Source organism: Mycobacterium terramassiliense (assembly GCF_900157385.1).
Taxonomy (GTDB): Bacteria; Actinomycetota; Actinomycetes; order Mycobacteriales; family Mycobacteriaceae; genus Mycobacterium; species Mycobacterium terramassiliense.
Window position 1 is genome coordinate 1,269,295 of record NZ_LT717701.1, and the last position, 26,573, is coordinate 1,295,867.

Below are 26,573 nucleotides of genomic sequence, written 5' to 3' on the forward strand. Positions count from 1 at the left end.
TCCCGCTGCTACAAGCCGCCGCCGCGTGCAGGTCAGTCACCGGAGACGCTTCGACGGCGGCTTTTCGTCTGACGAAACATGTTTTGTGCTGTGCGGATGACTCTGTAGCGTCGAACGACGCCAAGCTCCGCCTGGATTGCTTTGAGAAGGGAATCCACTATGCCCACTTCGGATCTCGCTTTTAGTGACGTGTTACCGATCATCAGCCTGCCGCCGAAGCCCCGCGACGTGGCATTGACCGAGGTGCGCACTGCTGCACGGTCACTGATCGACATCCGTGGCTACACCGACACCCTCAGTCCCTACCTCGACAGTGTCAAATGGACCGTGGGGACTCAGCGATTACTGTCGCGGCGTCAGGTCAGCGAGATCAACGCCCACCTGCACGAGCATCAGATCGAGGTCTCCAGCGGCGGGCTAATCGAGGCTGTCATGCCGCTGGGCGCGAAAGCGGTGCACCGCTATCTAGAGCAGTCCAAGGAACTTGGATTCGACATTATCGAGATCTCCTCGGCGATGGTGGCCATCTCCATCGAGGACAAGTGTCGGATTGTCACTGAGGTTCTCGCTGCCGGGCTTAAACCGAAACCGGAAATTACGGCGTGGACGCCGGGTGATCGCGGAACGATCAGCGCTGAAAAGGCTCTCCGGGAGGCCGAGGCCGTCTTGTCGGCCGGCGCGTGGAAGGTGATGATCGAAGAAGACGGAATATTTAGCACCGCCAACTCCGGCAACCCCGCCGATGAGTGGAACCGCGACGTGGCATGGCGACTGGCCAGCCGCATACCACAGGAGTATCTCTTCTGGGAGGCAAGTTCCCTGGAAATCATCTTGTGGCTGATCAACAGCTTCGGCCCCGACGTCAACCTGTTCGGCGGCGACGAACACCTCGGCTACATCGCCTCGTTTCGCGCCGGAGCATTCCTCACCAACACCGCCACCATGCGCGATTGATCAACCTGAGGCATTGGTGACGTGACAACTACCCCGTATCCGGCATGGTCCGCCGATGTTGAAGGCCCTATCGTCGGCGGCATCCACGGCTGGCCATTTGGGTCCGCACTCGACGACGGTGCCAGCCACGGCTACGTTGAGGAAGAGTTCTTCGTTAGTGGTGAGGCAATCCGTTATCGGCCGGCCAACGAGCTTTCCCCACAGGGAGATTGGGCCGTCCTGCGCCACAGCGCAAGCATCTATCGCACCCGGGTGGTTGTGCGCCGACCCAGTGAGCCAGCGAGGTTTAACGGGACCGTGGTAGTGGAGTGGGTGAACGTTTCTGCAGGCTATGACATCAATCTGGCAGTGCCGCCTAGCCTGTTCGACGGCCTGGCGTATGTGGCAGTATCTGCCCAACCCGCCGGGCTGTATGGATTTCCTTCTGTTCCCGGCAACGGCGTCATGGCCTGGGATCCGCAACGCTACGCAAGTCTTGACCTTCCCGACGATGCCATCGGTTATGACCTGTTCACCCAAATCGCAGGCATGCTGCGGAATCCAGATACACACCGCGGCCCCGCGCTGCTCGGTGGCCTAATTCCGCGCCACCTCATCGGCGTCGGTGCTTCACAATCAGGGACACGAGTGCTCGCCTACGCCAATGCAATACAGCCACTAACGCACGCCTTCGATGCGCTGATGCCGTTGGTCTGTGCAGGGATGGCCGCAGACTTCGATACTGCCCTTGCCCACCCGGATAGCGCTGCAGGCCACCGCGGCCACAGCCGCGCTGTGCTGACTCAAGTACGTGGCGACGCGCAGATCCCGGTCATGGCGATCAACACCGAAACTGAGGCGCTCCACTATCTGCCTGCCCGACAAAGCGATTCCGAACGCTTCCGGTACTGGGAGATACCCGGCGCGTCGCATGCACCGAGAGTTCAGCTCGAGGCGATTCTGGCGGTGGCCCAACGCGACGGCGTGCGAGAACCTGCCTGGATGCGTGCACAGGGCAGCAACGTGATGTGGCTGCCGACCTTTGACGCTGCCATCGGACATCTAAAGCGCTGGATCGACGAGGATCAGCCGCCCTCGGTGCACCCGCCGATCGAGGTCAACGTCGCCGACGGCGCAATAATCCGTGACGAATTTGGTAACGCCCTCGGCGGTGTGCGGCTGCCCGAATTAGAAGTGCCGATCGCCACCCACGTGGGTACCAATTCGCAATATGAACTCACCGGTACCACCACGCCGTTCTCGCCGGACACCCTCAGACGGCTATATCCAACCCATGCCGACTATGTGCGCCGGGTCGCTGCCGCCGCAACCACAGCCGCCGCAGCCGGCGTCATCTTGCCAAGGCGTGTGGAGGCCTATCATCGGCAGGCCCAATATGCCAAGGTTCCACCCTAGGATTGATGCTCAAGTCAGCATCTAACGGCCTATGACGTGCCCGAGTTGCGTGCCACCGCCTGGGTTCATTTACCCCGTGACGAGTCCCTTATTTGTTATAAACGGTCCCTGACGGTCGCGTCGGCGACCAGATCATGCGAATGCAGTGACGTTTTCGTCGATGCTCCGACCAACGACATGCCGATAGGAGATGTCCTTACATGCAGATCAACATGCCAGCAATGATGCTTAAAGCAATGCAATACCAGGACTATTGGAGAGCTCGCGTGTTCGGCGGACGCGCAGATCGACGGCAACTCCCAATGAGCGAGGGACCAACGCGATGACCGCACAGGGGCAAGCTGTGCTACGGAAGCTGCGCGGGCCGTGTCCCATGCCAGCAGTCGAATTCGACTTGGCGGCAGTCGGATACGGTGAAACCGAAATGATCCTCGAGGGCACTGCGGACTCGTTTCTCCAAGTAGGCCAACGGGGCGCCGACGGCAAATGGTCCGCGCGGGTGGGCAGCACCGCGCGATACGCGACACGTGTCATCATTCGCCATCCCCTCGAGGCCCAACGGTGCAGCGGTGCATTCATTGTCGAGTGGCTCAACGTGTCCTCAGGCAGCGACGTGAGTCCAGACTGGACCTATCTGCACCGCCACATCATGCGTCAAGGCCACGTCTGGGCGGGTGTGTCAGCGCAACGCGTAGGCGTTGAGGGCGGCGGCATTCTTCAAGGCGACCACCTGAAACAAGCAGCGCCCGAACGCTATAACGCACTCAGCCATCCCGGGGACGCGTGGGCGTTCGACATCTTCAGCGACGCCGGCCGCATGCTGCGCAGCACGACTGGCTACAGTTGGCCGACGCCTACCTACATGCTAGCCACTGGTCATTCCCAGTCCGCGGCGTTCTTGAGCACATATATCAACGCCATCGACCCGACCGCACGAGTCTACGACGGCTTTCTGATCCACGGATGGGGAGGATCGGGACCACGCCTCGATGGATTCTTGACCGGCGGGCGCGGCACCGATCCTGAGCGCGCCCGCCGTAACCTGGTAGCCAACCCTGCCGCCATCCGTAACGACGCCCGGGTACCGGTGGTGCTGCTGCAGTCGGAGACCGACACGCTGTTGATGCCGTCCGACCGCGTGCGCGAGGCCGATAGCAGCAACCTGCGCGTCTGGGAAATTGCCGGCACCGCACACGGCGACTCCTACTTGATGTCCGGCGGCCGCGATGACGGGCGGTTGTCGGCCGCGGCGCTGGCCGACATATTCGCCGCGACCAGCCAGCCCACGATAGGAGCCCTCACCCTTCCCGAACGCGAGGTTCCGATCAACGGCGCCCCGCAGCATCACTATGTCGCACACGCCGCCTTGGAGTGCCTCAGCCGATGGGCCGTAGGCGGCTCGCCGCCGCCGCATGCGCCACGCCTGGTTCATCCGTTACGCCAGGACAACATGGGCATCGCTGTCGGCGGTATTCGAACACCGTGGGTCGAGGTTCCGACAGCGACAATGTCGGGTGCTGAAGGCCATGCGTTGGGAACCACCCGCCCGTTTAGCGACGAGGTCCTGCATCGCCTCTATCCCGGCGGCGGCGAGGAATACCTCATCGCCTTCCGCACTTCGCTCGATAGCACCATCACCGAAGGCTTCCTACTAGAGGAGGACCGTACCGAAATCCTTGGCCTCGCAGTGGCAGCGCTGCCTGCGGCCCTACGCATGCCGGACAATGCTGTACCGCTGACGTGACAATTGTAGCCAGTGTCCATCGCCACGATCAGCCGTCCGGGAGCCAGTTCTTCGATGGTGGCGATCGCCGCGGCGGTCACCATAGGGTGTCGCAAGATGACGACGAGCCGCAGCAATCTATGTCAGGAACCCCTGAGGTCCACTTCAAGTCGGCATTGCGACCGGGGGGCGCGAGAATTATCGGCAGTTGTCGTGATCCTAAGACCTTGCCGCCCAATAGGATAGGCGATATGCGGTGCTACCCGGTAGTGTCGCATATCGAACCCGTTGTGTCCGAAATCGGTGGTGGTTCGGCGATTGCCTGATGCGGATAACTCGATAAGTCCCGTTGGGCGCCCCGCACCCACCACGTGACGTAGCGCGACATGGTCGGGCTGCCAGTTGGCAATTCGCTGGGTTGATTCATCTGCTCCAATATGCAGACTCAATACCGGTATCCCGTCATATTCAATTCCGCTACATTCCCCCAGAGGCTTGGCCACGCCATAGGGGAGAGGCGAACCCTCCGCGACACCACTTTCGGCGGATCGTGGGCGTCTGTGGTCGAGGCTCGGACAACAGCTTTGCCGCTGATGGGGGAGAACGCCTCTGCCGCAGTAATACCCGTAGAAAAAGCGATTGGCGACGTACCGTTGACGGGCATCAGCCCGAACTAGTCGGGCTGCACCCAGCGTGTGAGGACCTCGCCGTGGCTCGCGTGAGCTTGACCGGCCTATCGATCCGGCGGAATGGGTTTCCGGGGGCGCCGGGTCAACGAGACCACCTTCGCCTTGGCGTTGTTCACCAGGTAGGTGGGATGTGCTCCGTGAATGCTGGTTCGCATTGCACCCCGGGGGATCAATCGCGACCCAGAACGGCTGCTGGTTCTTGGACGGCTGGACCCATTCACTCTCGGGGTCGCCCGTCGAGATAGAACTCGGGCGGGCCGTTTACCGTTCGGCGGCCGACGGTGAACACCTGAATGTAGGTGAAGAAGGCACTCTCCTGCATTGTGTCGATCTCGCCGACGCGCCTCCACGGGCGCGCGCTTTAATGCAATGAATCAATGCCCCATCGATGCTGGTAGGAGCCTCGGCGTTGACCCTGCAAAAATTTCATCCGTGAACCGCGGCCCACGACCTATCGATCTCTTACCCTGCCGTTAATCCGAATATCGCTGACTAACAGCAGCATTCGGTGAACACGACCGACAATCACGCCGGCGGGCGATGGTGACCGGCTGATTCATCAGACGAAAACGGCGCCATTTACCGGTAAAGCTGCATATTCGATCTCGTCGTATTCGGGCGCGCCCGGTGGTTGTGATGGCTCGCGGTCGGGTCGGCCGTTGGGTGTGTCGGTGGCGTTATGCGGTGTTGTTGGTGGCGAGGAGTTCAGTGATCAGTGCGTGGATGTGGTCGGCGATGTCATCGCGAATGGCGCGGACGGTGTCGAGCGATTGGCCTGCTGGGTCGTCGAGTTTCCAGTCGCGATAGGCGACTCCGGGGAAGTAGGGGCAGGTGTCGCCGCAGCCCATGGTGATCACGACGTCGCTGGCCTGCACCGCGTCGGAGGTAAGGATTTTCGGGGCCGAGGTGGTAAGGTCGATGCCGATTTCGGTCATCGCTGCGATGGCGGCCGGGTTGATCTGATCGGCGGGTTCTGTTCCCGCGGAACGGACTGCGATCCGATCACCTGCAAGATGGGTCAGCAGCGCGGCGGCCATTTGGGAGCGGCCAGCGTTGTGCACGCAGACAAACAGAACGCTGGGAGTGTTGGTCATCTGTGGACGCTCCTGGGGCATCAACGATGGCTGGTGGTGTGGGGAACAGGTGTGGTCGCAGCGCCAGCGAGACATAGACCAAGGCGACGAGCACCGGTACTTCGATGAGGGGCCCGACGACGCCGGCCAGGGCTTGGCCTGAGGTAGCGCCATAGGTGGCAATGGCCACGGCGATGGCCAGTTCAAAGTTGTTGCCGGCGGCGGTGAACGCCAGGGTGGTGGTGCGCGCATAGCCCAAGCCGAGTGCAGCACCCAGAAGGTAGCCGCCGATCCACATGATGGCGAAATACGCCAGCAGTGGCACTGCGATGCGGGCGACATCCCAAGGCCGGGTGATGATTTGCCTGCCTTGCAGGGCGAACAGGATCACGATGGTGAACAGCAGCCCGTACAGTGCCCAGGGCCCGATGGCGGGCAGATACCGGGTCTCATACCAGGTGCGGCCCTTGGCCTTCTCACCCCAGCGACGCGACAGGTAACCAGCCGCCAGAGGGACGCCCAGGAAAATCAGCACGGATTTGGCGATCTGCCTCGGTGAGGCGGCGATGGTGGTTTGGGGCAGGTGCAGCCAGCCAGGCAGTACCGAGAGGTAAAACCAACCCAGCGCGGCGAAGGCGAGGACCTGGAAGACCGAGTTCAGCGCCACCAGCACGGCCGCGGCTTCGCGGTCTCCGCAGGCCAGGTCGCTCCAGATGATGACCATGGCGATACAGCGGGCCAGCCCCACAATAATCAGCCCGGTGCGGTATTCGGGCAGGTCGGTCAACAGCAGCCAGGCCAGCGTGAACATCACCGCGGGGCCCAGCACCCAGTTCAGCAGCAGTGAGCTGATCAGCAGCCGGCGATCGCTGGTGACGGTGTCCAGGCGGTCATAACGGACCTTGGCCAGCACGGGATACATCATGATCAGCAACCCCAGTGCGATGGGCAGCGAGATCCCATCGACCTGCACTTTCTGCAACACGGTATTGAAGCCGGGCACCCAGCGTCCCAGCAGCAGCCCGGTCGCCATGGCGACCGCGATCCAGACCGGCAGCAGCCGATCCAACGTGGAAAGCCGTGCCACCGAGGAGGTTTGAGCAGCGGCAGTCTCAGTCATAGGTTGCGTCCGTTCACGCAGTCTCGCTCGGTGATCAGCAACACGACGTCGCCGGCGCCGCGGTGTCGGCGACATGGGCTGTGCTGCTGCAGCACACAGCCGGCCCACGATCACCGGTCTGAGGCTGGGTGGGGCTGGTGCCGAAGCTGTCGGAGTCGGCCAACACCGTGTAAACCTCCCAGCGTTCACCGCCAGGCCCGGTCACCCACACCTTGTCCTGGGTCGCGAAACAACAGGTGGTGCCGATTTCCTCCTCGGTGAACATCTGGGCGTCGGTGAGCCGGGCGATCTCGGTGTGCACCAACTCGCTGGAGTCGACCTCGACCCCGAGATGGTTCAGCGACCCGCCCTGGCCCGGGTTTTCCAACAGCACCAGCTTCAGCGGCGGATCGGCGATCGCGAAGTTAGCGTAGCCGGGCTTGCGTTTGGCCGGCTCGGTGTGAAATAGCGTGGCATAGAACGTGATTGCCTGATCCAGGTCATCGACGTTGAGTGCCAGTTGAAAGCGTGACATGGCAGCGAACCTCCGAGTTGTGAGATATATATCGAACTGGCGGTATGTGACAAGCATGCTTACCTTTTCGATATATGTCAATCTTTGTGGCAGGATGGTGTTATGCCCAAAGCGTTGCCGGTAATCGATACGACGGCGCCGGTGTGTTGCGCCCCGGTGGCCTCAGGTCCCATCAGTGACGCCGATGTCAACGGTCATGTAGTTCTCCCCACTGACGGTCAGGAGATCTCCTCGCTGGTGGCCACGAGTACTCCCCACGGACGGACGTGGGATCTCCCCGGTTGATCAGTTGGGTAGCGGCGCCACCCCCTTGCCGGTGGTGGCTTGGGCGAGCCTGAACGATTGGCCTTCGGTGACGCAGACGTGGGCGTGGTGTAACAGCCGGTCGACGGTGGCGGTGGCCAGGGTCTTGGGCATGAGTTCGTCGAAGCCGGCCGGGTGCAGATTGGATGACACTGCCAGCGAACGGGTTTCGTAGCAGGCGTCGACAAGCCGATAGAACCCTTCGGCGGCGTCCTCGCCGACGGGCAGCATGCCAATGTCATCAAGAATGATCAGATCGACTCGGGTGATGCGGCGGACCGCTTTGGTGATGGAGTCATCGGCGCGGTGACGGCGTACCAGGGCGCCGAGGTCGTCGATGGAAAACCAGGCCACGGTGCGTCCGGTGTCGATGGCCAGCTGTCCCAGGGCCTCGCAGAAGTGGCTCTTGCCGGTGCCGCTGGGACCACAGACGCAAAGGTTCTCGCGCCGGTCGACCCATTCCATGCCGCGCAGGGCTTGCTGGGTGGGTGCGGGGATGGAGCAGCGGGTTTCATCCCAAACGGCGAAGGTCTTGCCGGCCGGGAAGTTCGCCCGCGCTCGCCGCAGCCGTAGGGTGGCTTCGTCGCGGCCGGTGATCTCCTCACAAAGCAGTACGCGCAGCACCTCGGCGGGGTCCCAGCGTTGAGCTCGGGCGGTGGGCACCACGTCGGCAATGGCTTTGCGCAGGTAGGGCATCCGCAGGCGGCGGGTTAACGCGATCACCTCCTCGAGGGTCTGGGTGGCGGGCCCGGCGACACCGGATCCGACCGTCACTGCCGGTTTTTTGGTTGCGGTCACTTTTCACCGCCGGGATTGGTCGCGCCGAACCCCGACCAGCCGGCGGTGCCGGGTTGCAGGCTGTGGGTTTCGGTGGCCCGGGTCGGCGGGCCGTTGGGCCCGTGCTGCTGGTGGGTCAAGATCGCGGCCAGATCCGCATCGGCGAATCGGCCGGCCAACGCCGCGGTGCCCAACGCTTGATCGACGGCAACCGAGCCGTGCAGTTTGGCGAACGCCACCGCTTCGGCCATCTTCGAGCGCACCCGAGCCGCGCCGGACGCAGCGGCCTCGGTCAGCCACGCGGCCGCGCCGTCACCGATAGCCAGAAACGCGGCCTCGGCCGGGTTGGCCGCGCGTGGGGTGCGGTCCCCGGGCAGCGCGCGGCCTCCGGGATGGTCACTGGGGTAATGCTCGTCGCGGATCTGGGGTCGCCCACGTTGCCCGCGCCCGTGGCGGGCGATCTCGACCGGGCCCGCTTCATCGATGACGGTGACTACCAATTCCTCACCGCACCAGCGCACCCAGACCCGCTCATCGATGTGGTGGTGCGGCACCGAATAGCGCACTCCCTCCACGCTGATCGTGGAGTCCCAGCCCACCCGGCGGGTCAGGCCGAACGCAATGGCCACCGGTTGGGCGGGCAGCACATGCAGCCGTGCACGTTCCTCGACCAACAGCTCAGCGGGGACCTGACCGGTCACCCGATGCGGCCGGGCATTGACCTGCTCACAGAAGTCACGACAGGCCTGGGCCAGCTCAGCGAAGGTGGCGTAGGCATCAAGCAGATTAGCCTCGGTGGGCACCAGATCGGCTTTGGCGATGCGCACGGTGGCCTCCGCACCGCCCTTGGACTGAGGGTCAGCCGGCACACAGGTGCGGATCGTCATCCCGTAATGCCGACCCGCGGCCACCACGTCGGGATGCCGAATCGGTACCCGGGCAACATGTTCGACAGTGACCGTCTTCTCGTTGTCAGTCAACGCATACGTCGGTGCCCCACCGATCACCCGCAGCGTGGCGTCCAAACAGCCCAGCAGGGTCGGCAGGGTGCGATCCCAGGTGGGCAGCACCACCCGAAACCGTGACCAGGCCAGCCAGGCGCAGAACAACAACGTGGGCCGACCGGCGACGGTGGGCCCTTGGCCCCAGTCGAACTGCAGCCATAACCCCGGCTCAGCCACCCACGGCCGAAACACCCTGCGATGACCCGACCGCCACGACTTCTTCGCCGCCGCCACCGCTCGCCGGGTGGTGCGCTCCGAGCCGCCGAAGCCCATCGCAACCAGCTTGTCGTGCGCGACGTCGGCGCGGATCAACCCCTGCGAATGGTCCACCCACTCCTCGATCTTGTCCAGGAACGGATCAATGGCCATCGCCCGCCGCGGCCGCTCCTCCGGGCTGAGCCCGGCATCGCGCAACGCCACGTAGTGAGCCACCGTCTTGTGATCACAGCCAGCCAACGCCGCCGCCGCTCGTAATCCGCCGGTCAAATCAAACGCCTCCAAAATCTCCATGATCTCCTCACTGCTCTTCACTTACTGGCCTTCCGCCCTGGACACATTCGGTCCAGAACAGCCAGCCCGACACCGCCGCCGACAACCGGCAGCGACACGACCGCAATGGGGAAATCCGTGGCCGTCAGTGGGGAGAATTCATGACCGCCAGCGGGGAGATCAGCTGGCCGTCAGTGGGGATTTTTCCGTGTCCGCCGACAGCCGATGCGTTGGCGATCGCGCTGCGGCTCAAAGCGCTGGCTGATCCGGTGCGGGTCAAGATCGTGTCGTATCTGTTCAGCTCGTCTGCCGGTGAAGAGATTTCCGGCGAGCTGGCCGCGGTGCTCGATCTCAGCGAATCGACGGTCAGCCATCATCTGACGCAGCTGCGTAAGGCGGGTCTGGTGATCTCGGATCGGCGCGGGATGAATGTGTTTCATCGGGTCCGCCCGGATGCGTTGCAGGCGTTGTGTGCGGCGCTCGACCCGAACTGCTGCACCTAGGCGTCCTCTAACGGGTCAGTCAACGGCCACTTCTGCTAGGGCGGGCTGGCGCGCCCTTTCGAGGCGACTCGTTGCAAGTGCAGCGGCGCCGCTAAGCAAGACGACTCAAGCGGTCCGTCACCGGCTCCATCAAAACGCAAACTTCGAGAACAGTTTCAAGGAAGGAAGCCAGTGTCTTACCGCGGTTCGCGGGACTCCACATTGATTCATCTGATGCGATATGCGGCAATTTATCGGTAAAGCCGCATATTCGATTCCGTCGTATTGTCCTCATCGACGTCAGTCCGCGGTTGGAGGTCATGTCCGCTTCAGCATGCCTGCAATCCACCCAGTCCAAGCCCGATCGCGCCCAGGCGTCCATGTACATCGAGGACAGCGTCGTGCCCCTCGGCTCCTCTTTCCGGACTCGGCATGGAGGTTACTAAGCCCGGCTCAACATGATTTGGTTCAACCACTCGCACCAAAAGGAGCGGTGCGGCAGCCAAGAATGTGGGCCAGTAGTTGAATGATGTTGCACCACAAGATCAATCAGGGTCCGACAGAACCAGGGATTCAGCTCTCCGCGCCACCGGTGTTTGAGTGCTAGTACCAGACCGGGTTTGATGCTTGGCCGCGAAGTCGTACTCGGGTGCGCTGGGGTGGGCGCAGCGCACTGAATTGTTGACGGACAGTGTCGTAGAACGTGTCGGATTTGCTGGTGTCAGTTATCGACATCAGCAGAGCGAAAGGAACTTTGGTGGGCGCGTTGTCCAGTGCGCCCGCGCGACGTGCGACGTAGGTGATTTCAAGTCGTGGTGCCGCGGTTTCATCGTTCTTGAGTGTGAACCGGTGGTGGCGGATGGTTTCCCACTTCCCGCTATCGCGGAGCTGGGCTTCACCCGACCTCGGTTTGGCGCCGAGTTGCTTAGTGATTGGTTCTTGGCTGGCTTCCCAGCCGGCAGCGAGCAGTTCTCCTGCCGACACACTGCCGATATCAGCGACGATCGGTTTAGCGTCGACGTCGGCAGGAGAACGGAAGCTGTGCATGCGGTGGTGAGGGCGAAGCAGCATTTCCAGTGAGGCACTGGTGTATTCGGTGGGCTGGGTGGGATCGACCGGCGACGCGTAGGCGAGTGAGAGTTGAACCTTGAGGTCGTCGGCGATGGTGTCCGGGACGGGTAAACGATAGGCGAGTAGGTCGCCGCGGATGATCTCGTCGACGAACAGAACGTGTACTTCGTTGGGATCGCAGTCCAGGAGCCCCTCATAGGTGAGTGGCTGGCGCCCGTATCCGATTTCGTCGCGGAGCTTGACGTGCCGGCGTGGGCGTTCTGCAAAGTGGGTGGCGAAGACTCGCAATACACTGCTGTTGACCCTGGGCAGCCTGGTGGTGAGATCGGCCAGAGCGTGGGTGGTGACCGGTGCGGCGAAACTTGTGCCGGAGGCTTCGAGAAAGTCGCCGGCGGCGGTGAGAAGGTTGAACATGCGGTTGTCGGCGCCGCCGAACTGCACTCCCAGAGGTTGGACGCGGTTGCCGCGACGGCCGGGTCCCATCGACGAGTAGGGGGCGCGCGCCCAGGGCCGGTGGGGGCTCGGAGCGTCACATGCACCAACGGCAAGCCCGTTGGCCATGTCGGCGGGGATTTGCACCCGGTGCAGGCCGGTCGCCTGATCCTGATCTCCGTCGTTGCCAGCCGCGACGACAAACAATACGTCGTTGTCCCAAGACAGCTGATCGAGTTCACTGGTCCAGCGATCAGGTTCCATGTCATCTTCGACGGCGCGTTCTGGCCCCAGGCTCAGGTTCACGATCCGGTGTCCGTTCTGCCGGACCGTCTCCACGATTCGGTCTAGAACCCAATAGCCTTCCAGGTCATGAGGATTCGGTGATGGAGTGACACGGTAGCTCTCGATGGGCAGCGGTGGCTGCGGCGCCTGCTGACCGGGTTCCAGCAGGCCGTAGAGCACCGCTGCGGTCACTCCGGTACCATGGGATAAGTCGTCTGCGACCGGTGGTTCAGGTGTGAGATCCGGTGTGCCAATGGGGAATAACGCTGATTGGCCGCCGTCGACGCCCCCATCGAAGACTGCCACCGTCGCGACGGTGGATGCGGGCTGCGCGGTCGACGGGGGAGTGACCCGCTGCACCGCGCGCAGCCCGAATCGGGGCCGGGGCCGGATCGCTGGCATCGGACGCAACACGCGCAGTGGGTTAAAGCGAGCCAATTCATCGACGTCGCCGGCGGCCGCGCTGATGGGCACGAAGGTGAGACCGCCAACCCGACGAATGAATGCTTCATGGACCTGGCCGCCCTGTCGCTGCACCAAAGACACCCACCGGCCCAAAGTCTCGTCGTCGAGCGCGACGGCCTCCCCCGATCGTGCGGTCGCCGGGTGAAGCACCGCCTCCCAGACGGATTGCTCAGTGGTAGGTTCGGGCCGAGTCGGCGGCCTGCGCAGCACCTGCTCGGGTCGGGGAACGGTAATTTCGTCGAGCTTGCGGATCTCGGAAAATGCCTGCTGTTCCGTACGATTCCCGCCTCGCGTCTGTACGAGCGACTGCAGCGCAGCTAGGCCGTCGTCGGAGACGGTGAATATAAGCCGGCGAGTCTGCGCCTCCTGCTGCTTACTCGCGGTCACGTAGAGTCCGGTGTCGGCGCGCGAACCCACCGGTGTAGCCCCGATCTGCGCGAGTAGGGCAGCGGGAAAATAACTGGCGGCCAAATAGTTCGGGAGGAGTTTGGCTTCCACATACAGTCGATCGGGGGCGCGTAGCTGGGAAGGTAAAGCGCGAGCGGATGCCGCCACCACATTGATCTGGGGGAGAAGCAACTCTCGTGCGTCGTCGGCGGTGCGCGGCTCGAATTTCGGCCCGCCAGCCGCACTGGGCGCCTCGACTCCTTCGAGTCTCAAGGCCTCCCCGTTGACGAGAAGAGGTCGCTGCGATGTGGCCTGGGGTGTGGTCATCCACGCGCCCGGGCACGTTTGATGGCCGTGGCAACCGTCGGGTGACTCACTCCTGCCACGGCCGCGATCTGACGATTGGACAGGTTAAGGCGGGTACTCAACGCCGCGAACAAGGTGTCACGTCCGGGACCTGAATCCCCGGTTCGACGAGCCAGCTCCTCAATGAGCATGTCCGTCGTTGATGCGGCGCGCAGAATCGCCCGGCGCCGACACAGCTCCCATAGTCGGGTCAGATCCGAACCACTGGTTCCCTCAGTCAATTCGGCAACGAGGTCGACCACGCGGCCATCGATGTCGTCGACGCCGACGGCAAGGCCGTGCAAGAGAAGTCGCCGTTCATGGATTCCGGGAAGGAGCAGTTCGATCGCGCGGTCGAATCGTCGCCCTACTGCGTGATCGAGCAGCTGAGGATGGTTGGTGGCGGCGACCAGCAAGCTGCTGTCTGGCCACCGATCCAGTTCGACGAGGATGACATTGACGATTCGTTTCAGCTCGCCGATGTCGGTGTCGTCATCGCGGCGTTTAGCGATCGCGTCGAACTCATCGAGAAACAGCACACACGGGCCGGACTTCGCATAGTCCAAGACGGCCTTGATGTTGCGTCCTGAGGTCCCCAGGTAACTGGAGACCACCGACGATAGATCCAGGGTTACCAACGGCCACCCGAGAGCTTGCGCAAGCCAGCGAGCTGCCATCGTTTTCCCCACACCGGGTTGACCGCTCAGCAGAACGGTGCGGGTCAAGCTCAGCGACGCTCGATGCAGCAAATCGCGGAATCGCCGTTCGGCGACCACCTCCTGCAATTGGTCCATCACCTTCTCGTCGAGCACTAAGCCATCGCCATTGGGCAGGTGGTCCACCTCGGCCAGCCGGTGCGCGCTGTCGGCCTCGGTGGGCACTGTTGCATCGGTGAAGCGCAGTTCGGTGCCTTGCCCCACTGCGGCCAGCGCCTCGTGGATCGCCGTGCGGAACGCTTCTTCGTCATCGACGCCAGGTGGGACGGTGCGCATGAGGCGCGAGGCCAGCTGGCGCACACCCGGGCCATGGCCACGAGCTCCCACCCGCACCAGATCTACTACAGCTCGTTCAAGACCATCTGCAGACTGGTAATACTTTCCCACCGATGCCGTCACACTTTCCAGTATAGTTAAGAGATGCTGAGTATTGAAGTGACGCGCCTGGTAAATTTCTATCTATGATGATGCCCATTTACCGCATAAGGGCACCACGCGCATGGGTCGAGTGCGCTGCGGGGCGCGCGGGCAGTTGGCCCTACAACAGGTCGAGCTCACACTAGCGATCGGAGGATGGCCGTGGTCAGCACCGGGGATGGTCCCGCGGAGTTGCCTGCGGTTGAGGTCGGGGCGCCTGGGTCCGCCATCGAGGAATGGCTCCAGTCGGAGCACCTGTCGCTTGCTGAGCAGGTCGACCGGCTCGCCGCGGACACGGCACTCTATGCCGGCCTGCGCCGCCAGGGGTTCGCCGGTCAGGACTACGACTACGTCGAGACGGTCTTGGCCCGCTACGGTCACGCCATCATCGCCGGATGGTTGACCCGTGGCGTCATCGAGGCGCGCTGCCGCGAGAAGAAGCTCCGGCACATCCCGAATCTCGAAGAGGTCGATCTCGGCGTCGGTGACGTCGATGAGATCGCCGACGAGACCGTGGCCGAAGCGCTGTTCTACTTCCGGGACCGTGTCCTGCTGCCCGGCAGGTGGGACCCCGTACGCGGGGCGTCCTTGCGGACATTCTTCGTCGGCCAGTGTTTGATTCGATTCGTGGCAGTGATGAATCGCTGGCTCACCGAACAAGGCCGCGACCTCCTCGGGGAGGACACCGATGTCCGCGCCGTGGAGCAGGCGGCCCTCACCGACGTCGAATCCGACGTGCTACGCACACTTGCCGCAGAACAGGCCCTCGAGCGTGTCACCCGGCAAGACGCGCGACTCGCGCTGACGATGCAATCCCGCGGATACACTCTGCGCGAGATCGCCGCTCGAATGGGCAGAACAGAGAAAGCGGTGGAGAGCATGATCGCCTACGCCAAGAAACAGATTCGGCACAAGATCGAAGGAACGGGGTCGGCATGAGCGACATCAAGTCCCAAGTAGCCAAGTCCTCGCTAGGCACCAAGAGCAGTGTCGCGGCCAGAAGAACGGTCAGCACAACGCGCGCCGCCGCGATCAAACGGCGGTCCGCCGAGATCCGCGCGGCGCGAAATCCTCCACCAGAAAAGTTGCGGGGAAGCTGAGCGGGTCTCCCTACAACGAGATGTCGTCAATGCAGACGGCGAGGGCGAGACCGCTGACACGGCCCCGCCCTCGCCCGAGAACCACGTCCCGGCACCACACCTCGGTGGCTGTCGAACAGCGTAACGGAGCCCCAGATGATCCACGAGGATCGTCCTCCCTGGTCTCGGGCACTGCCAGAAAGGAGTGGCCACGTTCATGGCCCGTTCAGTGAATCGAAGCGCCGGCACCGGCCGGTTCGTCAGCAAGGCGACAGTTGCGCGGTGGCCGGGTAAGACCACCACCGAGCGCGTCGGTCGGGGCACCGGTAACAACCGGACGGTCAACCGTTCGGCGTCGACCGGGAAGTTTGTCACGAATGCGACCGCCAAACGCAATCCGGGCGGCACCATCCAGCAGCAGGTCTAGAAGGTCCCGCGGGCGGCGTGGTCCGGTAGCACCCACTGGTGCTGCCGGATCACGCCCGCGGTCTCAAGAGCGGCAGCCATCACTCAAATATCGAGCGGCGGGAGATCGGATGGTCAGCGCAGACCGACAGCTGGCACAGGCGCGCCTCTATCCTGCCTTGTCCGTTAGACAGGAAACCCAGGCCGGGACAGTGGTGGCGCCAGACCACTGGGTGGTCGTGATCAACAATTCCGGTGATCCCACAGCAGCGTTCCCACCTGGCACGATTTCTCGTGCCGCGCCGCTCACACCGCTGAAAGACCTGGCCCGCCGGGTGCGCGGATTTATTGTCGTCGACGCACGCTCAACCTTCGGCGCCGTGTTGGATGTGGCCGATGAACTAGCCGCCGAAGAACCTGACCCTGAGCCGACGGTAATCGTGGTCGTCGACTCTGGTCGCGTGGCCGGCGTGTCCACCCCCGCTGAGCTGAAGAACCAATTGTTCCGCATACGCTATGCCAGTCGCGGCGTCGCCCTGCCGGGCCCCATCACACTGCCCAAGATCGTCCGATACTGCCAGTACCACGAGACTGACGAATTATGCGGGTGGACACAGCATTTCGCGAAGCGGCCACCGCAGATGCCGCCCTGCAGCAACCCCCGCCAACTCAGCGACCACTTGTTTGTCTGGTAACGATGCTCAGCACCATCTTCGGCAAAACCGCCGACCTCCTGGACAAACGGTTCCTCGTCGGTCTGCTGCTCCCAAGCCTCGGCTTCATCACAGCAGTGGGCGCCCTGGTCGTGACCGCTGGTAGTTGGGCAGCCGTACGCGAGCTCGCACGGACCGTGCCAAATCCGGAGCGGTGGCTCATCGTCGCGTCAGCAGCGGCAGCGGTGCTGCTGTTCGCCGTCCTCATCGGCACGCAGGTGGACAGGCTCGTAGGGTGGTGGGAGGGCTACTGGCGGCCCCACTGGCTGCGCAAACCCGGCATTTGGGTGGAACAGCGCCGTTATGGTCGGCTCGACGACGACGACACCTCCGACTCCACCCGGATTCTCCGCGAGTTCCCTTCCAGCACAAATGATTTCCTGCCCACACGCCTGGGAAATGCATTGCTGGCTGCTGAGAACTACAGCCGAGAACGATACGGACTCGACAGCGTCTTGTTCTGGCCACGCCAATACCTCCTGCTGCCCGATGCGGTCCGCACCATCGTCGACGACGGCCGCAGGGCGATCGACCAGTTCGTCGTGGTCGCGACGCTGTCAGCGGTAACCGCGGTCATCGCGGCCGCAATGGGCATGAACGGCCAGCTCGGTGGTGCGGTCTGGATTCCGAGCGCTCTCGGAGCTGCCCTGCTGTCGTTCCTGACATACCGCTCAGCGGTCAGCGCTGCGATCGCGTTCGGAGACCTCGTCCGCTCGGTCTACGACCTACATCGGCGAGATCTGCTCAATGCACTAGGCGTCGCCTCTCCGCAAACGCCCGATGAGGAACGCCGCTTGTGGACGGCACTCGGACAGTACCTTTTTCGGGGCGCAACCGACACCGGTGATGAAACACTCATCCGGTACCTACCGTCATCCAAAGCGGAATGAGATCGGCTTGGGCAGAACGACATTTACTGGCAACCCGCCATATTCGATTCGGCCGTATTCCTCCGGACAGGAAGCTTGATCCCTCAGCGAGTCGGTGGGGGAGAGCGCCCGTCCAGACGGCATGGCGGCAGCACAGGTTTCGGCGCCGGAACAACCCGGATGACGACTATGTGATCGGGTCGATGAACGTTTCGGCGATCAATTCGTACAAGGTATCGGCGGTGAGCGGTGCGTACTGCGGAGATCGGGTCAGACAGACGAAATCGTAAGGCTGTTCGGCCTGCCATTTGCTCCACAGGCAGACCTCGTAGGGGACTTCAGGCTCGATGTGGGCGAACTCGCAGTCATCTGCGTAACCACTGAGTGCCCAGTGCGACAGGGCTTCTGGCGTCATTGCCCTGAGTTGAATCGCATCGCCGCCCGGCTTCAAGGTATTAAGGATGAACGAGAATGCTTCAGCGCCGCCGTTCTCGTTGTCCAAATGCACGTAGGTCAGGTCGTTTAGCCAGCGGCAGGCGATCGCGTAGAGGAGCCAGGTTCCCTGGGTGAGTCCTTGCTCGCCCGGCGATGGGCTTGGGTAAGCGCGTGCCGCCCGCGCCTGGAATAGGAGGTTGGTCATCAAGTATTCATGGCCCTGGTAGCCGAGCCCGAGATCGGCATGCCCATCGACATGTGTCACATGAAACGGCGGCTTGAGAATGCCAGCAGCAATCGCATTGCGCCACGACCCGAATAGTTGATCGTGGGTTTCGGTGAGAAACCCAGGCCCTCGACCCACGAGACCGCAGCGCTCCCGTAGAAATCCCAGCGCCTCAGCGGCCGACCACACAGTGTGCTCGGCGGGGTCGGGGCGATCATCATCACTGTCGGGGTCATACACAGTCGGCTCAACAAAGAAATCAACGTCGATATCGAGCACACGCTGCACGGGATATACGCTACCGGTTGGCGACAAAACCAGGTAGGCAGGCTGCGCGCCATGATGGCCGCCGTTCCCCAGCCGGGGGAGCGGCTCAAGGCCACAATCGGCGATGGCCAGGCACAACCCCATCCTTCCCGCTCAAATGATTCATATAATGAATGAGAACCAGGGAGATGCGCAACCGCATGAACACGAAACCGTCTAGGAGACAACCAGATTAGAACACACAAAACCAATGGTCGGCGTCTGGTGAAAGTAAAACACTGTGCCACACAACAGAATAAAGAATGCAGCGTGGTTTACCGGTGAGGCTGCATATTCGTTTCCGTCGTATTTGGTCGAAATCGACGTGTTGACGCCAAGTTTCCGACATGGTGAGCTACCGACGCTCGGCCGTCAGCTAGGTGACGTACCGCGACCAGGGTTGAGCCGCCAGTTGGGCGTGCCGCTGGGTGCAGTTGTCGCTGAAGCCCAAAAGCTTGGCCACGATAGGAGGGGGCATCTCAGCGACAAGCGTGCGCAGCGCCGAGTTGCGTGCAGCGAGAACACTGATTCCCGCGCGGGTGAGGTCATGCTGCAAAGTGATTGCGTCCAGGTGCTTCCCGGGTCGTTGCGCTGGGAATAGCCACGGGTTGGCGATCCCACCGCCAGCCGTTCGGAGGTTGGGTCTGCGGTGTACTAGCTCGACAAGGATGCCTGCGGAGGGTTCCGGCACCGGCACGGGTTCGTTCCCGAGGGATATGCGCACGTCGTTGGTGGTGACCGCGACCGCGGTGGCTGGCAGTGCGGTGATTCTGACCAGTGGTTGTGCGTAGAGCAGGAGCAGAAGGCCGGCGACTCGGTAGTGAAGGGATCCCGGGTTGCCGCTGAGGAGCGCCTTGATCCAGGTCAACCGTTGCTCCTGGGTGAGCATAGGAACGTGCTTGGGCTGTTGGTTTACGAATCGCACAGTGGTGTTGATCTTGCTTTTCTTGGCCCAGGCGAAGAACGCGCGGGTTTTGTGGCGTGTGGTGGGTCCGCTGGCGAGCCATTCGTCGAGGTCCTGCTGAAGGCAGTCAGCTGCGGTGCGATGGTGGGTGTCGTGCAGCCAGGTGAGGAATTTGATCGTCTCGGTCACTTGCGGTCACTTGCTGCTTGGCCGATAGCATCGATCTTTCAGAGGCGTGCCCTGGTGTGGAGTTGCCGCGCAGCCGGCGCAGATGATGCCAGGTGGCGAACTGTTCAACGGGAGCTCGGATGGCCGGCTGAGCGATGGTGTCGAGTTTGGCGGTAAGCCAGCTTTCGAAACGTGCTAGATATTCATCGCGGTGGGGGAGTAGACCATGGTGCTCGAACAGGCTGCGCAGATGCGAAACCTCTTGAGTGCGTTGACTGACGGCGTCGAGGCCGTCGTGGCTAAGGGGAATTTCGCCGCTCGAAAGGCTCGACAGCAGTGACCGCACTTTGGGGGAGCGTTTCCAGGTGAGGATGCTCTCGGGGCGCTCGACCCCACAGAGGATTTCTACGATCGTGCTCATCGTGGCCGGATCTGCGGCCCCGTCCACGATCAGGGCCGTCAGGTCATCACGCAGGGCGCAGCGCGCACATCGACCGCCACGGTAGATCTGGCCTTCGGCGGCGCAGGTGCGACATCGGTAGTCCTCGGGGATGCTCGCGCATGTCAGACATACCGGCTTGGGATCGGTACGGTTGGCGCGTCCAGGCAGCACGCCATCGTGTCCGCAACGGGGGCAGACGCCGTGGGTGCGCATCGCGGTGTAAAAGCAGCTGTTGCACAGTTGCTCGCCGGGCCAGGAGGGGGTGCGGTTCTGGACCGACATGCGGCCGCAGCGTGAACACGCGATTTCTCCCTTGACGTGAGGTCGTCCGCGTCCGCGACCATGGCCGTGCGGTTATTGGTCATCGCGGATCACCCGGGCCCGGCGCGGGCGCACGGATTTGTTGAGATCCACGACGTTGGGAGCAGAGGCCGCGGCTCTGGCTGAGGCGGTTTTCTTGCGGCGAACATCGGTGGCGGTGACGGTGACCAGGTCCTCGACTCCGCAGCCGAAGATGTCGCACAAGGCGGCGATCATTTGCAGCGAAACCCGTTCTGGCCGTTGGTGAACGACTCGATACACTTGCGGTCGAGACAGCTGGATTCCGCGTTCGGCAAGGCGGGGAATCAGGTCGGTAGTGTTGTGCATGCCGTGCGCGGCCATGATTTCGGCGAGCCGCCAGGCATAGTCGACTTGTCGCTTCATGAGGACTCCTCGCCCCACGAAAGAGCGTCGGCGATGGTGGCGTCGAGCGCGCGGCGCAGGGCGCGAGTGCGGAAATCGTTAGAGACGCAGGTGTAAAGCGCGGTGGTGCTGGCGTGTTCGTGGCCCATTTGGTGCTGAACAAACATCGGGTCCCAGCCATCCTCAATGAGATGGGTGGCATAGGAGCGGCGCAACGAGTGCAAATCCAGTCCGGCCGACAGCTCGAGGTCGGTGCAGTAACGCCGAAACCGCCGCAGCAGCGTATCTTCGGAGACCAGCGCGCCGCGCTCGCTGGGAAACAGGTCAATACCGTCGTCCATATTGGGCTGCCCATAGGCCAACCAGTCGCCGATGACCTCGGGTGTCCAATCGAAGACTGTCAGCACACTGCGCCTTTTGTGCGGCGAACCCTTCTTGGCCTTGCCGTAGCGCACGTGGACCAGCCCGTAGCGGCCGAACTCTCGGGCGTGCGGATTGCGGGCGAAGTCCACCGTCTGCAGGTGGCGTAGCTCGTTGAACCGAAGGCCATAGGAGTAGGCCAGCTTGAACATCACCGAATCGCGGTACGCCGGCAGCCAGCCCTTACGGGCGGAGGCGGCGATCAGCGCCACCCGGTCGTCGGCATGATCGAAGAAATCCTGCAGCTCGCGCTTGGTGAACGCCCGCTTGGTCGGAGCCTGCTCGTTGTCCTGGACGTGCATGGCGGTGTTCCATTCGAAAAACACCTGGGCGGGGTGGGTGCCGAACCGCTGCTCGCACACCCGATCCCAGCCGTAATCGGGATCGCTGACATAAGAACAAAACAGCCGCAGCGCGTTCTGGTAACCGCGGATCGTCGACTGCCTACGCCTTTTCACCGAGCGCAGGTCACTGAAGAACTCCTCAACCATGGCCGGCGTCCACGTCCACGGAAACTCATTGGTGTACGCCAGGAACCGCTCAACCAGGCGGATCCGATCCTCGATCGTGTCGTGTGCCAGATTCCGACACAGCTGCTGGTTACGCCAGCCCTCCAGCATCTCCTGCACCGTCTGCACCTCGGGATGCAGCAGCGGAACCGCGCCCACGACGTAGACGCGGCCACTCTTGTCGACGCCCAACACGACCTCCCGGTGGTCTCATTCGATGAATCATTGAATCACCTACTGAATCAATACCACATCGGTGCAGGTCCGTACAGCACTCCGGAAGCGATTCGTTCTGCTGCTGCGGCAGAACCACCACGACAACCACCGCAGCCACGGTCGCAGCGATACCAAATCCCCAGTTCAAAGCCAGCGTTCATGTGAAAAGATTCGTCCAACCGGCCGGGCCGTCAGATACGCGATTGTTTCATCTGATGAAATATGCGGCAGTTCTTCATGGATAATGACGATTATCCATGGAATCGGACGGAAAATGCTGGCGCACAGCAGGAGTGGGCCCGTTAACAATCAGAGTCACATATCGACTGCTCGACTCACCCGAACCGTTGTAACCAGTCCGGGCTTCTTTGCGGCGGGGGACTCAGGGGCCACCGAAGCGACCGGCGCGGTCCAAACCGGCTTCTCAACCGCGTTGACGGCGAAACCAATTGTCCGTTCTCGCCGAATCTGAGGCATTGTCATTGAAACTGAGGCACATGGCCTAATTCCCGAGGGGGGGGGTTCCCACCTGACCTCGCTTCGATCGCGAATTTCGGCGTCACCGGTCCCACGGATCCAGGCATCGTAGGCCGAGCGGCTCGAAGTGCGGGTGCGATCGGTGTTCGCGATGGCCCACCAGTGGGTCGGCCGCTGTGTTGAGTTTGTCAAACGGCGCTGGCAGCGTGCGGCCTCAGGTCCTCGGTTGTGTGCTATCTATCCCAGTTGCGGTGAGAATGCTGCAGATTCGGTGAGAACGGGCTTGGCTGTAAAGGGGCGATGGTATCCGTTACATAGTTGATGATGTCCTCGGCTACCAGGACTGCAGATTGGACATGTGTTGGCGCCGAATGTTCAGCGAGGGCGACACGCGTGAACGTGAACCGGTGGCCTCAGCAAGGCTTGGGTACTTTCGGGTCTTTGCAGCCACTCGATCTATGACGCGATTCCAGCTGTGTGGTTCCGCCCCGAACGACAGTTGAGGCCGGACTACGCGTCGACGGTGAACGCATGGGCGTAACCCTGTGCACCTAGATGCTCGTAGACGTGGGTGGTGGTGACTCGGTTCCAGTGGTGTCCGAGCAACACGGCGAGACCAAGTGGGCCGATGAGGAACAGGTGCAACGTTCCTGAGGTGCCGTGCCGACGAGCGAGATCACGGATCTGGACTGCGAAGCTGTTCGCCGCTACCGGGGTGGTGACGGCGGTCGGACTCGCCCCTGTCGATGGGGTAGCGGTCACGATAGTCGCGACGGGCAATCCGATGTGGCGAATCCAGTCGGCTGCCTGGTCGGCGAAGTCGGCAGCGACGTTGACGATGAGCGCCGTATCCGAACCGAGCCCGACGGATTGCTCGGTCACCTTGAGGGAGAAGGCTTCGGTCTTTTCTTCGCTGCTCCAAAGCTGATCGCCTTGGCGTACGCCGACTTCGTAGCGCAAGACGCGGCGCAGCTCAGCACCGAGCAGGAATCCGGTCGCCTGCCGCATGTGCCCACTGACGAGGATGCGACGGGCGCCACCGAGTTGTGTTGGGACGGTAGCGATGTCGGCGGCCAGATCGTCCCATGTATGTGGAGGCATCGGTGCAACCCGGTGCCAGTCCTTCTCTCCCGAGACCCTATCCACCCAGTCGACGCTCACGGCGGCCTGGTCGGCGAGTTCGTCGTGCTTGATGGTCGCGACCGACACAGTCGTCCACGGTGAGCCCCGTTGCAGATCTAGTGTGGTGACGGCTTGCCTGATGTCGGAGAGGTTGAGGCGGCGATGCCCGGCGATGACTTGCTTGGCCACCCAGTCCGCACCCTGGTCGACGGCGTTCTCGTCCGATCGCAGACCGTTGGCGGTCATCAAGAGGCCGACTTCGTCACGTAGACGCTTGAGGTCGTAGGCGATGTCGAAGTGGAGGTCGTCAAGGAAGGCCATCAGGGTGGGCTCATCGGTGTCTGCGGCTATGGCCCACGCCTTTCGCGCCTTACCCCGCTCCGAGTTTGGGCCACCTTGGACGGCACGGGGGACCAGTCTGCCGTCGCGCCCGTCGCGATCTCGTAGCAGCACGTCGGCGGGATCGTGGGTGCGGTTGGTGGCCAGTCGCATCTCGACGGGATTGCCGTCGGCGGTCAGGTTCTTGTGCGCGGCCAGCATCTTCTTGAGGATCCCCTCGTCGTCCAGGTAGGCCAGCCCGACCGAGATGCGGTTGTCAACGGCGTACTTGACTTGTGTGTATGCGTGCGGGGATCGCATTCGGTGACGGACGACGTCGTCGCCGTTTCCGACACCGGGTTCTTCGACGCCGACGGCGATCGTCGGGTTGTCGGTGTTCTTTGTCAGGTCGTGGTGTAGGGCTTCCATGCAGGCTCGCCAGACGTGCAGCCATTGGTAGTCATCGCCGGCGATCCGGACACCGCTCGCGCTGGGCATGTCATTGCCAGTCATGGTTGTGCTCCTGGAGAATCAGTCGTAAATGTACGAATGTCGTCTGGTGGTAAATTGCCGCGGCCGGTGACCTCGTCGGCGTGCTGTGATGCGCGCGGTAGCGCGCCGGTCAGTTCGATGGTGCAGACGCGGGGGGTGAAGGCGACGATGCGTCGGGCGTCGAGGGTGTATCCGTGATCGGTTCTGCGGAGCACGATTTGGGTAGGGTTGGGCAGCCGCGGCCGCTTCATCGACACCAGCGCCAGCGATGCCAGGTCTTTCGGGCTGGGGCCGACGTCGTGAGGGTGGCTGTGCCAGTCGCCGAGGTAGCCAAGTCGGTGATCGACCGCTCGCGCCCCCAGGACGGCCACATGGGTGGCGCCGGCAGGAATCCGGTAGTGGGATCTGCCGCGCTCGATGGTAGGGATCTCGACGGCGGTGGTGATCCACGGATGCCCATCGAGATAGACACCGATCAAGATGCCGCCGGTTTCAATGGGGTGCGCCCGTGCCGCGGCGGCCGCCATCGTCGTGCGGGCGGCCTCGGTGATCCACAACTTGGTGCTGGTGTTCATGAATCCTCCGACGAGTCGCCACAAGGCTCCAGAGCGCCCGTGCGGTCGAATGGAGGGCTCATCGGGCGCAGGACAGTGATGCATTCGTCGGCGCGTTCACGCCTGGTGGTCAGCAGATCGACGGCGGCACAGGCTGTGTCGGCCGCGGCGGTAAGGACCGCGACTGGTGAGGCGTTGTTCACTGGGGCGGTGCAGCCGAGTTCGAGGAAACCCGCCGTGGCTGTCGCCCGATCGTCGGGTGGTAGCGCGTGGTAGCGCGGATCGGCCGGGCGTGCAGCGATCGGGGTGTCACCCTCGGCTTGCCGTTGCACACGGGCCAGCGCGCCGTGATGGAACAGGGCACCGACGATGAGCGCCACGCCGCTTCGACGGCACGCGTCAGCGAGCGCGGCGGTCATCGGCAAGACCCCCGTGCAGTCGATGACCAGGTCGACTCCCTCGATCGCGGCGAGCAACTCGGCGGGGTCATAGGGCAGGTCGTCATGTCGAGTCACGCTGGTCCATGGTGCGTGTTGACCGACGATAACCGCCACCGCGTTGGTCTTGCGGTAGCCCACGAAGTGGCGGGTGCCGACGTGGCGGGCAAGGTTGGTGCTCGTCAACAGGTCACTGTCATGTAGGTGGATCGTGCCAACGCCGCTGGAAGCCACGGCGACCGCGACGTGTCCGCCGACGGAACCGGCGCCGGCGATCAGGACGACCTTGCGGGCGAGGAGGTCGGCGTCGGATCCGGCGCGTCGTCGTAACGCCTGCACGTCGTTGGATGTCGCCGGCAGCGCGGCGGTGCGCAACGTGTCGCCGGTACCGGTCATGCCGAGCACGACAGCGTCATAGTCGGCATCATGGCGTGGCCAGGCCAGCACGATGAAGTCGTGCCCGCCGCTGGGTTCGGTGAACACCGTGTCGGATCTGTCGGACAATCCATATGTGAGGTTCTTGCGTTGGCGACGGGTCAGTGCGGCGAGGACGTCGTTGAGGGTGCGCGGCGGCTCGGGGAGGTGGTTGCGCAAGTAGAACGCGCCGGTAAGGACGGGCTTGCCGATGGTACGGCGGTCTGGAGGGTTGCCGTGTTCGATGAGCAGTGTCTTGCCCTGGATGGTCGCGAACACCTCGGCGGTGTAGCCGTTAGTGCCGCGGGTGATCAAGTCCCGCAGGGGTAGTTCGGCGCGGTAGGTGCTTTGCTCGTCGTAGAGAAGGTACGCGTCGAGTGCTCGGTCCTCGGCATGGAATCCGGCCTGGGCTGCGGCGGCCCACTGGTCTAGGCGATCCCAAAGGCCTTGCAGCTCACGGCCATCGATCTGGGCTGGATCGTCTTCGGCCCACAGACAGATGGTGCCTCGCGCGGCGTGCTCGGTGCCTAGACCCGCGACGAAGACGTGTGCGTAGCGCAGCGGCCACCCCGGATAGATGTGGATCTGCATCCGAGTGGCGTCGGTGAGAGGCTGCAGGCTCGCCCGAATCGGCCCCGTCCAATACGGGTTGGCATCTTCGCCGCTGGGAGAGAAGCCAGCATTGACCAGTTCCGAACAGAATCGATCGAACGCGGCGTCGTCGTAGGTATCCAACAGCCTG

General features: G+C 62.9%; 21 protein-coding genes and 3 pseudogenes. 10 read left to right on the forward strand and 14 right to left on the reverse strand.

Going from position 1 to position 26,573, the window contains the following annotated elements; all coding sequences use genetic code 11:
* The first annotated feature begins 159 nt into the window (after positions 1 to 159).
* The 3 genes from MTAB308_RS20730 to MTAB308_RS29045 all read left to right on the forward strand — a co-directional run bounded on the left by MTAB308_RS20730 (position 160) and on the right by MTAB308_RS29045 (position 4,093).
* Complete coding sequence (locus tag MTAB308_RS20730; protein ID WP_083746612.1) at positions 160 to 954, forward strand: phosphosulfolactate synthase; 795 nt, start codon at positions 160 to 162, stop codon at positions 952 to 954.
* 21 nt (positions 955 to 975) lie between these two features.
* Positions 976 to 2,349: an alpha/beta hydrolase domain-containing protein gene (locus MTAB308_RS29040; protein WP_157900992.1), complete on the forward strand. Its 1,374-nt coding sequence runs from the start codon at positions 976 to 978 to the stop codon at positions 2,347 to 2,349.
* A 373-nt stretch (positions 2,350 to 2,722) separates the two neighbouring features.
* Positions 2,723 to 4,093 carry an alpha/beta hydrolase domain-containing protein gene (locus MTAB308_RS29045; RefSeq protein WP_157900993.1) on the forward strand — a complete coding sequence of 457 codons (1,371 nt, stop codon included), beginning with the start codon at positions 2,723 to 2,725 and terminating at the stop codon, positions 4,091 to 4,093.
* Positions 4,094 to 5,438: 1,345 nt separating this feature from the next.
* On the opposite strand, the pseudogene arsB reads toward MTAB308_RS29045, so the two are convergent.
* Both arsB and MTAB308_RS20750 read right to left on the reverse strand, forming a co-directional pair.
* Positions 5,439 to 6,954: pseudogene (gene arsB / locus MTAB308_RS20745) on the reverse strand (ACR3 family arsenite efflux transporter).
* Positions 6,955 to 6,988: 34 nt separating this feature from the next.
* Entirely contained in the window at positions 6,989 to 7,468 is a 480-nt protein-coding gene (locus MTAB308_RS20750; protein ID WP_077101712.1) for an ArsI/CadI family heavy metal resistance metalloenzyme, read from the reverse strand.
* 102 nt (positions 7,469 to 7,570) lie between these two features.
* Between MTAB308_RS20750 and MTAB308_RS20755 the strand changes: the two are divergent.
* Positions 7,571 to 7,654 (forward strand): annotated as a pseudogene (locus tag MTAB308_RS20755) (Rv2640c family ArsR-like transcriptional regulator); the annotation flags it as partial.
* A 99-nt stretch (positions 7,655 to 7,753) separates the two neighbouring features.
* Here MTAB308_RS20755 and MTAB308_RS20760 read toward each other — a convergent pair.
* Together MTAB308_RS20760 and istA are read right to left on the reverse strand one after the other, a co-directional pair.
* On the reverse strand, positions 7,754 to 8,467 hold the full coding sequence (locus tag MTAB308_RS20760) for an ATP-binding protein (RefSeq protein ID WP_083746431.1): 714 nt from the start codon (positions 8,465 to 8,467) through the stop codon (positions 7,754 to 7,756).
* A 98-nt stretch (positions 8,468 to 8,565) separates the two neighbouring features.
* Positions 8,566 to 10,083 (reverse strand): IS21 family transposase, encoded by a 1,518-nt coding sequence (gene istA, locus MTAB308_RS20765; protein ID WP_077097808.1) that lies wholly within the window; start codon positions 10,081 to 10,083, stop codon positions 8,566 to 8,568.
* Between the two features lie 182 nt (positions 10,084 to 10,265).
* Here istA and MTAB308_RS20770 point away from each other — a divergent pair.
* Positions 10,266 to 10,544, forward strand: a pseudogene (locus tag MTAB308_RS20770) (metalloregulator ArsR/SmtB family transcription factor); the annotation flags it as partial.
* Positions 10,545 to 11,126: 582 nt separating this feature from the next.
* Here the strand turns inward: MTAB308_RS20770 and MTAB308_RS20775 are convergent.
* Positions 11,127 to 13,490, reverse strand: coding sequence for a S8 family peptidase (locus tag MTAB308_RS20775; RefSeq protein ID WP_083746617.1), 2,364 nt, complete (start codon positions 13,488 to 13,490; stop codon positions 11,127 to 11,129).
* A complete protein-coding gene (locus tag MTAB308_RS20780) occupies positions 13,487 to 14,623 on the reverse strand; it encodes an AAA family ATPase (RefSeq protein WP_141224785.1) in 1,137 nt (378 codons plus the stop codon). Before MTAB308_RS20780 ends, MTAB308_RS20775 begins: the two co-directional genes overlap by 4 nt.
* A gap of 174 nt (positions 14,624 to 14,797) precedes the next feature.
* Between MTAB308_RS20780 and MTAB308_RS20785 the strand changes: the two genes are divergently transcribed.
* The 5 genes from MTAB308_RS20785 (at position 14,798) to MTAB308_RS20800 (ending at position 17,728) form a co-directional block, all read left to right on the forward strand.
* Positions 14,798 to 15,580, forward strand: a complete 783-nt coding sequence (locus tag MTAB308_RS20785) for a sigma-70 RNA polymerase sigma factor region 4 domain-containing protein (protein WP_077101719.1) — start codon at positions 14,798 to 14,800, stop codon at positions 15,578 to 15,580.
* The gene (locus tag MTAB308_RS29050) at positions 15,577 to 15,741 is read left to right on the forward strand and encodes a hypothetical protein (RefSeq protein ID WP_157900994.1); all 165 of its coding nucleotides are present in this window, start codon (positions 15,577 to 15,579) and stop codon (positions 15,739 to 15,741) included. The genes MTAB308_RS20785 and MTAB308_RS29050 overlap by 4 nt, the downstream gene beginning before the upstream one ends.
* A gap of 196 nt (positions 15,742 to 15,937) precedes the next feature.
* A complete protein-coding gene (locus tag MTAB308_RS20790) occupies positions 15,938 to 16,147 on the forward strand; it encodes an ABC transporter ATP-binding protein (RefSeq protein WP_077104588.1) in 210 nt (69 codons plus the stop codon).
* A 109-nt stretch (positions 16,148 to 16,256) separates the two neighbouring features.
* Positions 16,257 to 16,820, forward strand: coding sequence for a hypothetical protein (locus tag MTAB308_RS29055; protein WP_157900995.1), 564 nt, complete (start codon positions 16,257 to 16,259; stop codon positions 16,818 to 16,820).
* Positions 16,821 to 16,822: 2 nt separating this feature from the next.
* The gene (locus MTAB308_RS20800; RefSeq protein WP_077101723.1) at positions 16,823 to 17,728 is read left to right on the forward strand and encodes a hypothetical protein; all 906 of its coding nucleotides are present in this window, start codon (positions 16,823 to 16,825) and stop codon (positions 17,726 to 17,728) included.
* Positions 17,729 to 17,894: 166 nt separating this feature from the next.
* Here MTAB308_RS20800 and MTAB308_RS20805 read toward each other — a convergent pair whose 3' ends face one another.
* From MTAB308_RS20805 to MTAB308_RS20835, 8 genes are all read right to left on the reverse strand, one after another.
* Positions 17,895 to 18,656 (reverse strand): UPF0489 family protein, encoded by a 762-nt coding sequence (locus MTAB308_RS20805; RefSeq protein WP_157900996.1) that lies wholly within the window; start codon positions 18,654 to 18,656, stop codon positions 17,895 to 17,897.
* Between the two features lie 394 nt (positions 18,657 to 19,050).
* Positions 19,051 to 19,767, reverse strand: a complete 717-nt coding sequence (locus MTAB308_RS30485; protein WP_342744164.1) for a hypothetical protein — start codon at positions 19,765 to 19,767, stop codon at positions 19,051 to 19,053.
* Complete coding sequence (locus tag MTAB308_RS30490) at positions 19,706 to 20,470, reverse strand: hypothetical protein (RefSeq protein WP_342744165.1); 765 nt, start codon at positions 20,468 to 20,470, stop codon at positions 19,706 to 19,708. The genes MTAB308_RS30485 and MTAB308_RS30490 overlap by 62 nt, the downstream gene beginning before the upstream one ends.
* 72 nt (positions 20,471 to 20,542) lie before the next feature.
* Positions 20,543 to 20,893: a helix-turn-helix domain-containing protein gene (locus MTAB308_RS20815; RefSeq protein WP_077101727.1), complete on the reverse strand. Its 351-nt coding sequence runs from the start codon at positions 20,891 to 20,893 to the stop codon at positions 20,543 to 20,545.
* Positions 20,890 to 21,993, reverse strand: coding sequence for a tyrosine-type recombinase/integrase (locus MTAB308_RS20820; RefSeq protein ID WP_083746717.1), 1,104 nt, complete (start codon positions 21,991 to 21,993; stop codon positions 20,890 to 20,892). Before MTAB308_RS20820 ends, MTAB308_RS20815 begins: the two co-directional genes overlap by 4 nt.
* Positions 21,994 to 23,004: 1,011 nt before the next feature.
* On the reverse strand, positions 23,005 to 24,447 hold the full coding sequence (locus tag MTAB308_RS20825; protein ID WP_077101729.1) for an SAVED domain-containing protein: 1,443 nt from the start codon (positions 24,445 to 24,447) through the stop codon (positions 23,005 to 23,007).
* Positions 24,444 to 25,001 (reverse strand): Mov34/MPN/PAD-1 family protein, encoded by a 558-nt coding sequence (locus MTAB308_RS20830; protein ID WP_077101731.1) that lies wholly within the window; start codon positions 24,999 to 25,001, stop codon positions 24,444 to 24,446. The genes MTAB308_RS20825 and MTAB308_RS20830 overlap by 4 nt, the downstream gene beginning before the upstream one ends.
* Entirely contained in the window at positions 24,998 to 26,566 is a 1,569-nt protein-coding gene (locus MTAB308_RS20835) for a ThiF family adenylyltransferase (RefSeq protein ID WP_077101733.1), read from the reverse strand. The genes MTAB308_RS20830 and MTAB308_RS20835 overlap by 4 nt, the downstream gene beginning before the upstream one ends.
* Positions 26,567 to 26,573 lie beyond the last annotated feature (7 nt).